The organism is Microbacterium terrae (assembly GCF_017831975.1).
GTDB lineage: Bacteria > Actinomycetota > Actinomycetes > Actinomycetales > Microbacteriaceae > Microbacterium > Microbacterium terrae.
This window is the reverse complement of the sequence record NZ_JAFDSS010000001.1, coordinates 2,040,138-2,050,773: the sequence shown is the minus strand read 5'-3', so window position 1 is coordinate 2,050,773 and position 10,636 is coordinate 2,040,138. Positions and strand designations below refer to the sequence as shown.

Sequence of the window (10,636 nt, the reverse complement as noted above, 5' to 3'; positions counted from 1 at the left end):
GGACCGCGAACGCCTGGCATGCGCAGGCGTTCGCGTCTTGGGGTGAACCCGATCAGGCGTCGAACAGGCGCCGCAGGTGCGCGCCGACGGCAGCCGTCTCGATGAGGAAGCCGTCGTGGCCGAAGTCGCTGGCGAGCACCACCGCGCGCTCGCCGTCGAGTGTGGTGCGGATGCCGCGGGCGATGCGATGCTGCCCGTCGATGGGGAACAGCCGGTCGGAGTCGATCCCGAGCACGAGCGTGGTCGCCGTCACCCGGTCGAGGGCGTCCTCCACACCGCCGCGATCGCGCCCCGCGTCGTGGGAGTTCATGGCCTCGACGAGGGTGATGTACGAGTTCGCGTCGAACCGGCGGGTGAACTTGTTGCCGTGGAAGTCGAGGTACGACTCCACCGCGAAGCGGCCGCCGCGGCCGAGCGGGCTGACGTCGGACTGCCACGAGCGCTGGAAGCGCTGGTTGAGCTCGGTGGGCGAGCGATAGTTGAGCAGCGCCATGCGCCGCGCGAGCGCGAGCCCGCGAGTCGGTCCGTTGCCGTCGCCCGCGTCGTAGTACTCGCCGGCCGCGAAGCGCGGGTCGATGCGGATCGCCTCGAGCTGCACCGAATTGAGGGCGATCTGGTCGGCCGTGTTCACCGGCGGCGACGACAGGATGCCGAGTCGCTCGACGCGGTCGGGGGTCGACACCGCCCACTCGAGGGCGTGCATCCCGCCCATGGATCCGCCGACGACCGCCGCCCACGTGTCGATGCCGAGGGCGTCGGCCAGGCGCACCTGGGCGGCGACCTGGTCGCGGATCGTGAGGTAGGGGAAGCGCGAGGCCCACTCGTAGCCGTCCGGTGCGATGCTGGCGGGACCGGTCGACCCCTGGCAGCCGCCCAGCATGTTGGGCGCGACGACGAACCAGCGGTCGGTGTCGATCGGGGCGCCGGGGCCGACGATCTCGTCCCACCACCCGGACGTCGGATGCCCGGGTGTCGCGGCGCCGCGCACATGGCTGTCGCCGGTGAGCGCATGCAGCACGAGCACGGCGTTGTCGCGGGCGGCGTTCAGCTCGCCCCACGACTCGTAGGCCAGCCGGTAGCTCGGCAGCTCGCGGCCGTTCTCGGTGGTGAAGGCGCCGAAGGCGGCGAACCGGCGATCGCCGACGGGATCACCGTCGCGCCAGGCTCCGGTCGCGGGCGGGCGGCCGAGCAGTCGGCGGGCGTCGGCCTCGGTCACCGGTGCCGACGGCACGGTGTCTTCGGAGGTCTGCCAGTCCATGTCAGCGGATGCCTTTCACGCGAACCTCCAGGCTACGGGTGCGGATCGCCCGGAAGGTGCGTGTTACACGCGGTGTCGGAGAGCGAGAGGTCGCGTCTCGTAGACCGCGCCGTGCTGGCCGGCGAGGGCGACGGGTGCTCCGTCGACGGTCTGCACGAATCGGTGGTGCGCATCGAGGCCGGGCGGCAGCTGTGCGTCGACGCGGGCGAGGGTTCCCGCGGTCTCGTTCGAGATCCACACCACGCGGCGGCCGATCGCGGCGCCCAGCCCCGCCATGATCCCCGCGAAGCGCTCGCGGCCGGCGGCGTCGAGGTAGAGGAGCACGGCGCTGTGGAAGACGACGAGCGTGGCGTCGGCGGGCGCTGCGGCCGCGGCATCCGTCACCGTCTCGAGCAGATCGCCCGCGATGATCTCGGGCCGCTCCTGCGCCACCACGGCGGCGGCTGCGCGCAGGCGCGCGACGCGCGCGTCGTGGTCGGGGCCGGGCCAGACGAGGTTCGCCAGCCAGTCGACCGCGTCGAGGTCGCCGGCGTCGACCGGGGAGAGGTCGATGCCCCGGCGCCACACGACATCGGGCATGCGGGCCGGCAGTGAAGCGTCGGCGTCGAGGCGGCAGGCGAGAGTCACCGCGCTCTCGCCGTCGACGGGATCGACCCGCCGAGGGCCGGACGGCGTCGCGTAGTCCACGCTGTACCGGTCGGGGAAGAGACACAGTCCTGCAGCCGTGCCCACCTCGAGCAGCGCGACCGGCCCGGTGATGCGCGACAGCGGCGGCAGGAGCGTCGCGCAGCGATTGGGCTCGTTCGTCTGGGTGGAGCGGACGGCGGCGGTCGCGACCACGCGGTGCCAGTTCGCGGCGAACCACGAGCGCGCCTGCGGCCAGGGTGCGAGCGGGCAGCCCTCCCACCGGGCGGCGGCGAACACGATGTTGGGCTGGCGCATGCGGGGCTCGAGCGCCGCGATCCGCCGGGTCATGTCGGGGTCGGTGGCGATGCCGATCGCCCAGTACTCGTACAGCGGCGAGGTTCCGTGCGCCCAGCGTCTGCCGAAGTCCGCGTAGACGGTGGCGACGGACTCGACGGCGGATGCTGACATGCGCCCACGATACGGCGGAGGCGGGCCGTGTCGGGGAGCGGGTCTACGATGCCTCGCATGGACGACGTGATCGAGTATCTGCTGGCGGGCGATCCGGCGATCCGATGGCAGGTCATGAGGGATCTCACGGATGCCGCGCCCGAGGCCGTGGCGGCCGAACGGCGACGCACCCTCACCGAGGGGTGGGGAGCGCGGCTGCTGGGGGAGCAGGGCGCCGACGGCCTGTGGGACGGCGGCACCTACCGCCCGGGCTGGGTCGACGACGAGCGGCCGTTCTTCGACGCCTGGACGGCCACCCACTTCTCGCTGCAGTCGCTGCGCGAATACGGCGTCGAACCCGGCGCCCCGGCGGTGCGTCACGCCATCGATCGCGTCGCGTCCTCGGCGCGGTGGGAATACAACGGCGAGTCGTACTTCACGGGAGAGGTGGAGCCGTGCATCAACGGCATCGCCCTCGCGGTGGGGGCGTACTTCGAGCGCGACGCGTCGGCGATCCTCACGACGGTCCTCGCCACGCAGCACGGCGACGGCGGATGGAACTGCTGGAGCGACGACCCGGCGGCCCCATCGTCGATGCATTCGACGATCTGCGCCCTCGAGGGGCTGTGGGCCTGGCACGCGGCGACCGGGGGGACGGATGCGGCGACCGCCGCCCGGCGGGCGGGTGAGGAGTACCTGCTCGAGCGACGCCTGCTGTGGCGGCGCACCGACGGCGCGCTCATCGATCCCCGCATGACGATGATCTCGGTGCCGACGCGGTGGTTCTACGACGTGCTGCGCGCGCTCGACTACCTGCGCGTCGCCCGCCCCGAGCGCGACCCTCGGTGCGCCGACGCGATCGACCTCCTCCGCGGCAAGCGGCTGGCGAACGGGCTGTTCCCCTCCGAGAACGACCACCAGGGCGCGACGCTGTTCGATATGGAGCGGGAGCGCGAGGGCTTCCCCAGTCGGTGGGCGACGCTGCGCGCACTGCGCGTGCTGCGCTGGTGGGACGCGGCCTGAGGCGTCCAGACCCCTCCGGAGACGGCGGATGCCCCGCCCCCGGAGGGGCAGGGCATCGGCCGTTCGTGCGGAGGAGGCTTACGCGCGTGCGGCCTCGGACACCCGGCGGGCCGCTGCGAGCGCCTGCTCGAGGTCGGCCGTGAGGTCGTCGATGTTCTCGAGTCCGACCGACAGACGCACCAGGCCCGGCGTCACACCCGTTGTGAGCTGCTGCTCGGGGGTGAGCTGCGAGTGGGTCGTCGACGCGGGGTGGATGACGAGCGAGCGCACGTCGCCGATGTTCGCCAGGTGGCTGAACAGGGTCAGCGAGTTGACGAACGTGCGGCCGGCCTCGACGCCGCCCTTGAGCTCGAACGACAGCACCGCGCCGACGCCCTTCGGGGCGTACTTGTTGGCGGCCGCGTACCAGGGCGACGTGGGCAGGCCCGAGTAGTTGACCGAGGCGACGTCGTCGCGGCTCTCGAGCCACTCCGCGATCTCCTGCGCGTTCTGCACGTGGCGTTCGACGCGCAGCGACAGGGTCTCGACGCCCTGGATGAGCAGCCACGCGCTGTTGGGAGCGATGGCCGAGCCGAGGTCGCGCAGCAGCTGCACGCGGGCCTTGATGATGTACGCCAGGCCGTCGCCCACGGCGGCGGTGTACGAGGCGCCGTGGTACGACGGGTCGGGCACGGTGAGTCCCGGGAAGCGGTCGACGTGCTGCGACCACGCGAACGTGCCGCCGTCGACGATGACGCCGCCGATGGTGGTGCCGTGGCCGCCGAGGAACTTGGTGGCCGAGTGCACGACGATGTCGGCGCCGTGCTCGAACGGCTTGATGAGGAACGGCGTCGCGATCGTGTTGTCGACGATCAGCGGCACACCGGACTCGTGCGCCACGTCGGCGACCGCGCGGATGTCGAGCACGTTGATCTTGGGGTTGCCGATCGTCTCGGCGAAGAACAGCTTCGTGTTCGGGCGCACCGCGGCGCGCCACTCCTCGACGTCATCCTGGTTCTCGACGAAGGTGACCTCGATGCCGAGCTTGGCGAGGGTGTACTTGAAGAGGTTGTAGGTGCCGCCGTAGATGGAGCTCGACGAGACGATGTGGTCGCCCGCTTCGGCGATGTTCAGCACCGCGAACGTCGCCGCGGCCTGACCGCTCGCCAGGACCAGCGCGCCGGTGCCGCCCTCGAGCGCCGCGATGCGCTGTTCGAGGACGTCCTGCGTGGGGTTCTGGATTCGCGTGTAGATATTGCCGAACTCGGCCAGGGCGAAGAGGTTCGCGGCGTGGTCGGCGTTGTCGAACACGTACGAGGTCGTCTGGTAGATCGGCGTGGCACGCGCCTTGGTCACGGGGTCGGGCTGGGCGCCGGAGTGGATCTGCTTGGTCTCGAAACGCCAGTTCTCGGTTGCGGTCATCGAAGGCTCCTGCGGGTTCGTGGGGCCGGGGAGCGCCCCCGACGCGTTAGACATTACGGATGTGCGCGGGCGGGCGACAACGGCCGGGACACGCGACGTAACCTCACCGGCCGCCCGGCGTCGTAGCGTGGAGGCATGACGACACGACGAGCAGTGGTGACCGGGGCGAGCAGCGGAATCGGCGAGGCGGCGGTGCGCGCGCTCCGGGCGACCGGATGGGACGTGGTCGCCGTCGCGCGCCGCGCCGATCGCCTGGCACGACTCGAGGCGAGCACCGGGGCGGTGGCGTACGCCGCCGACCTCACGGACGCTGCAGACGTCGAGGCGCTCGCCGAGTTCGCCCGGCAGAGCGGCCCCGTGCACGCCGTGGTGAACGTCGCCGGCGGCGCACGCGGCACCGATCACGTCGCCGATGCGCGCAGCGAGGACTGGCAGTGGATGTTCGACGTCAACGTGCTGTCGGCGCAGCGCCTGGTGGCCGCGCTCCTGCCGCAGCTGCGTGCCGCGGCGACCGACGGCGGCCACGCCGATCTGCTCTTCGTCACCTCGACCGCTGCGCAGACCGCGTACGCCGGAGGCGGCGGCTACAACGCCGCCAAAGCCGGAGAGGCGATGCTCGCTCACGCCCTGCGTCTCGAGCTCAACGGCGAGCCCATCCGCGTCGTCGAGATCGCGCCCGGCATGGTGCACACCCCCGAGTTCACCCTCAACCGGCTGGGCGGCGACAGCACCGCCGCAGAGAAGGTCTACGAGGGCGTCGAGGCACCGCTCACGGCCGACGACGTCGCCGATGTGATCGCCTACGCCCTGAATGCCCCCGGCCACGTCAACCTCGACCTGGTGACGATGCGCCCGGTCGCGCAGTCCGCGCAGCACCTGCTCGCGCGCGGGCCGCTGCGTCCGCGCACGGCCGGCTGAGTCGGTGACGGATGCTGCGCCACGCGGCATCCCTCACCGTCGGCCCTGAGGTCAGATGACCTCGCCGGCGACGGACGAGGGGGCGACCTCGCCGGGGACCTCGTCGGCGAAGGCCACCTTGGGCACGAAGAACAGCAGCACCGCCGCGAGGAAGCCGCCGCCGGCGCAGATCGCCCAGACCGCGAGGTAGCCGCCGAGCGACGCGGCGGTCTGGCTCGCGACGGCGCCCGCGCCGGCGGCGAGCACCACGCCGAAGACCGCCGAGGCGAAGGTTCCGCCGATCGTCTTCGTCGTGTTGGTGAGAGCCGACGCGATGCCGGTCTGGCCGTGCGGGGCCGCCGCGGCGGCAGCGGCGGGCAGGGCGCCGACGAGGGCGCCCGAGCCGACGCCCGCGATCGACAGGTTGAGCAGCACCTGCCACAGCTCGGTGTGGAACGGCAGGAACAGCGTGTAGCCGATGCCGACGAGAGCCGACGCGCCGATCAGGATGAGCCGCGGGTTGGCGCGCCGCGAGGTGACGGCGAAGATCACCGCGCCGACGATGAGCGAGACGAGGTAGACGCCGATGACGTTCGACCGGCCGGTGGCGTCGAGGCCGAGCCCGTAGCCGAGCGAGGAGTCGGTGCCCGCGTAGGTCGACAGCGGACCCTGAGCGCCCAGCAGGCTGATGCCGACGAGGAACGCGGTGATCTGCACGGGCCACATCTCGGGCCGCCGGAGCACCCGGATGTCGATCGCGGGGTCGTCCTGGCGCAGCTCGTACCGCACGAACCAGACGAACACCGCGACACCGAGCGCGAGCAGGGCGACCACCCACCACCACGCGCCGTCACCGAGGTCGAGCTCGTTGATCATGCGCATGTAGACGAGCGCCCCGGTGATGAGCAGCAGGCCCCACGCGAGGATCACGAAGCCCCAGGTGTCCAGGCGGCGCCCCGGCGTCGGCTCGGACTCGGGCACGCCGAGCCAGATCACGATCGCCACGAGAGAGACGGCGATCGCGGGGATCATCATCGTGACCGTGAGGTCGCCGCCCGTCGCGGCGAAGATGCGCCCGGCGGCGAGGGCGCCGATGATGGCGCCGGCTTCGAGGCCGACCACGAGGAGGCCGGCCGCCCGCCGCGTCATCGACACGCCCCGATTCTGGCGACGGCCGCGCTCGAAGATCAGCGCGATCTCGAGCGGGAGCCACACCACGTAGAAGCCCTGCAGCGCCCAGGCGATGAGGAAGCTCCAGAAGTCGCCCGCGAACGCGAGCCACCAGCTGGCCGCCGCCGTGAGGACCGCCGCGATCAGCAGGATCTTCTTGTGGCCGTACATGTCGCCGAGCTTGGCGAGCACCGGCACCACGAGCGCCGACAGCAGCAGCTGCGCCGCCTCGAACCAGTTCACGTCGGAGTCGTGGATGCCGAGCTCGGTGACGATGTCGCTGAACAGGGGCACGTAGAACCCCTGCAGGATGCCGCTGGTCACCTCGACGAGGACGAACCAGCCGATGAGGCCCGCGGTGATGCCGAGGGCGGAGCCGCGGAGCCTGTCGGCGGCGGAGGAGGCGCGGGACACGACGGCGAGCGTAACACCGCTGTGCACCTAGTCTTGACTGACCTGATCCGGGAAGGCGGAACCTGTGGAGAGCACGGCGATCGAGCGGGAGACGCTCACCTGGGACGGCTTCGGCGAGGCCACGCGCAGCCTCGCGCGCGCCATCGTCGACGACGGCTTCGTGCCCGAGGTGGTCGTGGCGATCGCGCGCGGCGGACTGCTGCCGGCCGGCGCCATCGCCTACGGACTCGGCGCGAAGAACTGCGGCGCCATCAACGTCGAGTTCTACACCGGCATCGGCACGGTGCTCGACGCCCCCGCGGTGCTGCCGCCCGAGCTCGACATGTCGTACCTCGACGGCAGGAAGGTGCTGCTGGTCGACGACGTCGCCGACTCCGGGCGCACCCTCGCGCTGGCCGTGAAGCTGCTCGCCGACAAGGGCGCAGACGTGCGCTCGGTGGTGATCTACACGAAGCCGACCACGATCGTGCAGCCCGACTACTCCTTCAAGGACACCGACCTGTGGATCGACTTCCCCTGGTCGGCACAGGGATCGGTCATCGAAGAGGACGCGGGGCTCGAGGCGAGCGCGTGACGGCTGCCCGGTCTCTCCCCGAACTCGCCGCCGCCGGGCTGATCGACGAGGGCTGGGCGCAGGCGCTCGCCCCCGTCGGCGCCGACATCGCCGCGATCGGGGATCGCCTGCGGGCCGAGACCGCCGCGGGCCGGGGGTACCTGCCTGCGGGCGATCGCGTGCTGCGCGCGTTCCAGCGTCCGCTCGACGACGTCAGGGTGCTCATCGTCGGCCAGGATCCGTACCCGACGCCGGGGCATCCGATCGGTCTGTCGTTCGCGGTCGACGCGCACGTGCGCCCGCTGCCGCGCAGTCTCGGCAACATCTACCGCGAGCTCGACGACGACGTGGGGATCGCGCCCGCGCCGCACGGCGACCTGTCGGCCTGGAGCGACCAGGGTGTCATGCTGCTCAACCGCGTGCTCACCGTCGCGCCGGGGGCGGCGGGCTCCCATCGCGGCTGGGGCTGGGAGAAGGTGACCGAGCACGCGATCCGGGTGCTCGTCGAGCGGGATCGCCCGCTGGTCGCCATCCTGTGGGGGAAGGATGCCGCGGGCCTGCGACCCCTTCTCGGTCAGACGCCCGTCGTCGAGTCGGCGCATCCGTCGCCGCTCTCCGCGCGCCGGGGCTTCTTCGGATCCCGCCCGTTCTCGCGCACGAACGCGCTCCTCGCCGAGCAGGGGGCAGCGCCGGTCGACTGGGCGCTCCCCGCGTAGGCTGTCGGCATGCTCGAGGAGGAATACGACCGCGACCGGCGCCGACTGCCGCGCCATCTGCGACGCCAGGCCGAGCCGGAGCGCGCGTTCTCTTTCAGCATCCGTCCGGTCGAAGACCGCGACATCCCCGACATCCGCGAGATCTACAACTACTACGTCACCAACTCGGTCGTGACCTTCGACGAGAAGAAGTGGTCGATCAAGCAGTGGCGCGAGAAGGTCGTGCACCTGCGGGGTCTCGGCCTGCCGATGATCGTGGCTGAGTCGCCGTCGGGGCAGATCCTCGGCTACGCGTACGTGTCGCCGTGGTCGGGCAAGTCGTCGTACCGCTACACCGTCGAGAACTCGATCTACCTCGGCCAGGCGGCCACGGGCAAGGGACTCGGGCGGGCGCTCCTGGAGGCGCTGATCGCGGCGTGCGAGGCGCAGGGCATCCGCGAGATGGTCGCCGTCATCAGCGACAAGGGAGCCGAGGCGTCGATCGCCCTGCACGAGAAGCTCGGGTTCGTCGAGGTCGGCCGCATGGGACGGGTCGGCTTCAAGTTCGGCCGCTGGCTCGGCACCGTCTACCTGCAGAAGTCCCTGAAGCCGAAGAAGGCCGCCAAGCGCGGGCTGTTCTCGCGATAGCCTCCGCGGCCTCTCCGCGGGAGTCGATCCTGCGGTCGCTCAATGCGGGCGCGGCGGCAGAGACTCCGGTGCGCGCCCGAAGTCGCGCACCGCGTCGATGAGACGCTCCCACGGACCGACCACGTCGGCGTCGCCGAGTTCGGCGCCCCGCTCGTCGCCGCCGCACCGGGCCTGCACGTCCCAGACGAACCGGTCCGCCCCCGGTGAGGCCGCGCCCGAGCGCGGGGCGGCTGCCGCATCCCACGGGCACTGCTCGATGAGGCTCGCCCAGTCGGGGGCCTGCGCGGGCGGGGGCTCGGCTCGCCACTCACGGGTGAGCCCGGCGATTCCGCCCGAGCGCACCACGACGACGACGATCTCGTCGTAGGTCGAAGCGCTCCGGTCTTCGTGCGCACCTGATCCGGCGATCGCCGATGCGTCGCCGGGGCGGGCGGGGTCAGGCAGTGGGTCCATCGTCGATGACGCCGACGCCCGTCCAACCGGCGCGGACGGCGGCGACCTCCTCCGACTCCTCACCGTACTCCGCCGCCGCAGCGGCCAGGGTGGCCGCCGCGAACGCCGCGAAGTCCGCGGTGGGGGACAGATCTCCGGTGATCGCCCGGTACCAGATGAGCCCGGCCCGCTCCCACGCATGACCGCCGAGAGCGGTCGCCACGAGGTGGAAGGCCTTGTTCGGGATGCCCGAGTTGATGTGCACTCCGCCGTTGTCGCTGCGGGTCGCCACGAAGTCGCGCATGTGCGCCGGCTGCGGGTCGCGGCCGAGCACGTCGTCGTCGTACGCGGTTCCCGGTGCGCTGAGCGAGCGCAGTGCCGTGCCCTGCACCTGGTCGGTGAAGATGCCGGCGCCGACCAGCCACGACGCCTGGTCGGCGGTCTGCCCCAGGTGGTGCTGCTCGGCCAGCACGCCGAACACGTCGGCGATCGACTCGTTGAGCGCACCGGACTGGTCGCGGTAGACCAGGCCGCCCTCGTCTTCGATGACGCCGTGGGCGAGTTCGTGCGCGATCACGGTGAGCGATCCCGTGAAGCCCGTGAAGATCTCGCCGTCGCCGTCGCCGAACACCATGCGCTCGCCGTTCCAGAACGCGTTGTCGTAGTCGCGGCCGTAGTGGACCGTGGCGTGGAGCGTGCCGCCGACCCCGTCGAGGGAGTTGCGGTCGAAGGCGTCCCAGAGGAAGTCGAAGGTCGCACCCAGCCCGTCGAACGCCTCGTCGACCGCGTCGTCGCCGGTCGCGGGGTCGTCTTCACCCCGCACCCGCGTGCCGGGAAGCACCTCGCGACGCTCGGCGTCGCTGATCTCGCGATCGGGTGCGGGCGTCGCCTCGACGACGAGCGTGCCTCCGTCTTCGATCGAGAGGCGCAGCCGTGAACGCTCCGGGCGGTACTCGCGCGGGGCGGCCAGGGTCTGCCGCGCGGCCTCGGCGGCGCGCGCCAGGTGCGGCTCCTGCGCGGCGGCGATGCGGGCGAGCAGATACGGGGGGACGATCGCGTGCACCATGCTCC

General features: G+C 71.8%; 11 protein-coding genes. 5 read left to right on the top strand and 6 right to left on the bottom strand.

Annotated features, from left to right (window positions below):
* Positions 1–52: 52 nt before the first annotated feature.
* Complete coding sequence (metX, locus tag JOD63_RS09545) at positions 53–1,258, bottom strand: homoserine O-acetyltransferase MetX (RefSeq protein WP_045274802.1); 1,206 nt, start codon at positions 1,256–1,258, stop codon at positions 53–55.
* A 63-nt stretch (positions 1,259–1,321) separates the two neighbouring features.
* Entirely contained in the window at positions 1,322–2,353 is a 1,032-nt protein-coding gene (locus JOD63_RS09540; RefSeq protein WP_045274801.1) for a DUF2332 domain-containing protein, read from the bottom strand.
* A 57-nt stretch (positions 2,354–2,410) separates the two neighbouring features.
* On the opposite strand from JOD63_RS09540, the gene JOD63_RS09535 reads away from it, so the two are divergent.
* Positions 2,411–3,355, top strand: coding sequence for a hypothetical protein (locus tag JOD63_RS09535; protein ID WP_045274800.1), 945 nt, complete (start codon positions 2,411–2,413; stop codon positions 3,353–3,355).
* Positions 3,356–3,433: 78 nt separating this feature from the next.
* Here the strand turns inward: JOD63_RS09535 and JOD63_RS09530 are convergent, their stop codons facing one another.
* Positions 3,434–4,756 (bottom strand): bifunctional o-acetylhomoserine/o-acetylserine sulfhydrylase, encoded by a 1,323-nt coding sequence (locus JOD63_RS09530; protein ID WP_045274799.1) that lies wholly within the window; start codon positions 4,754–4,756, stop codon positions 3,434–3,436.
* 135 nt (positions 4,757–4,891) lie between these two features.
* Between JOD63_RS09530 and JOD63_RS09525 the strand changes: the two genes are divergently transcribed.
* On the top strand, positions 4,892–5,674 hold the full coding sequence (locus tag JOD63_RS09525; RefSeq protein ID WP_211088088.1) for an SDR family oxidoreductase: 783 nt from the start codon (positions 4,892–4,894) through the stop codon (positions 5,672–5,674).
* Positions 5,675–5,725: 51 nt separating this feature from the next.
* On the opposite strand, the gene JOD63_RS09520 is transcribed toward JOD63_RS09525, so the two are convergent.
* Positions 5,726–7,237, bottom strand: a complete 1,512-nt coding sequence (locus tag JOD63_RS09520; RefSeq protein ID WP_045274797.1) for an MFS transporter — start codon at positions 7,235–7,237, stop codon at positions 5,726–5,728.
* Between the two features lie 64 nt (positions 7,238–7,301).
* On the opposite strand from JOD63_RS09520, the gene JOD63_RS09515 reads away from it, so the two are divergent.
* The 3 genes from JOD63_RS09515 to JOD63_RS09505 are packed head-to-tail and all read left to right on the top strand — an operon-like array spanning position 7,302 to position 9,133.
* Positions 7,302–7,811, top strand: coding sequence for a phosphoribosyltransferase (locus JOD63_RS09515; protein ID WP_045274796.1), 510 nt, complete (start codon positions 7,302–7,304; stop codon positions 7,809–7,811).
* Complete coding sequence (locus JOD63_RS09510) at positions 7,808–8,506, top strand: uracil-DNA glycosylase (protein WP_045274795.1); 699 nt, start codon at positions 7,808–7,810, stop codon at positions 8,504–8,506. The genes JOD63_RS09515 and JOD63_RS09510 overlap by 4 nt, the downstream gene beginning before the upstream one ends.
* Before the next feature lie 9 nt (positions 8,507–8,515).
* Entirely contained in the window at positions 8,516–9,133 is a 618-nt protein-coding gene (locus tag JOD63_RS09505; protein WP_045274794.1) for a GNAT family N-acetyltransferase, read from the top strand.
* A 39-nt stretch (positions 9,134–9,172) separates the two neighbouring features.
* Here the strand turns inward: JOD63_RS09505 and JOD63_RS09500 are convergent, their stop codons facing one another.
* Positions 9,173–9,586: a protealysin inhibitor emfourin gene (locus JOD63_RS09500; protein WP_052682407.1), complete on the bottom strand. Its 414-nt coding sequence runs from the start codon at positions 9,584–9,586 to the stop codon at positions 9,173–9,175.
* Positions 9,570–10,631, bottom strand: coding sequence for a M4 family metallopeptidase (locus JOD63_RS09495; RefSeq protein WP_211088087.1), 1,062 nt, complete (start codon positions 10,629–10,631; stop codon positions 9,570–9,572). Before JOD63_RS09495 ends, JOD63_RS09500 begins: the two co-directional genes overlap by 17 nt.
* Between the last annotated feature and the right edge of the window lie 5 nt (positions 10,632–10,636).

What these genes read in the sequence shown, in the direction of transcription:
- metX (WP_045274802.1), bottom strand. Translation starts at nt 1,258, where the DNA reads ATGGACTGGCAGACCTCCGAAGACACCGTGCCGTCGGCACCGGTGACC.
- JOD63_RS09540 (WP_045274801.1), bottom strand. Translation starts at nt 2,353, where the DNA reads ATGTCAGCATCCGCCGTCGAGTCCGTCGCCACCGTCTACGCGGACTTC.
- JOD63_RS09535 (WP_045274800.1), top strand. Translation starts at nt 2,411, where the DNA reads ATGGACGACGTGATCGAGTATCTGCTGGCGGGCGATCCGGCGATCCGA.
- JOD63_RS09530 (WP_045274799.1), bottom strand. Translation starts at nt 4,756, where the DNA reads ATGACCGCAACCGAGAACTGGCGTTTCGAGACCAAGCAGATCCACTCC.
- JOD63_RS09525 (WP_211088088.1), top strand. Translation starts at nt 4,892, where the DNA reads ATGACGACACGACGAGCAGTGGTGACCGGGGCGAGCAGCGGAATCGGC.
- JOD63_RS09505 (WP_045274794.1), top strand. Translation starts at nt 8,516, where the DNA reads ATGCTCGAGGAGGAATACGACCGCGACCGGCGCCGACTGCCGCGCCAT.
- JOD63_RS09500 (WP_052682407.1), bottom strand. Translation starts at nt 9,586, where the DNA reads ATGGACCCACTGCCTGACCCCGCCCGCCCCGGCGACGCATCGGCGATC.
- JOD63_RS09495 (WP_211088087.1), bottom strand. Translation starts at nt 10,631, where the DNA reads ATGGTGCACGCGATCGTCCCCCCGTATCTGCTCGCCCGCATCGCCGCC.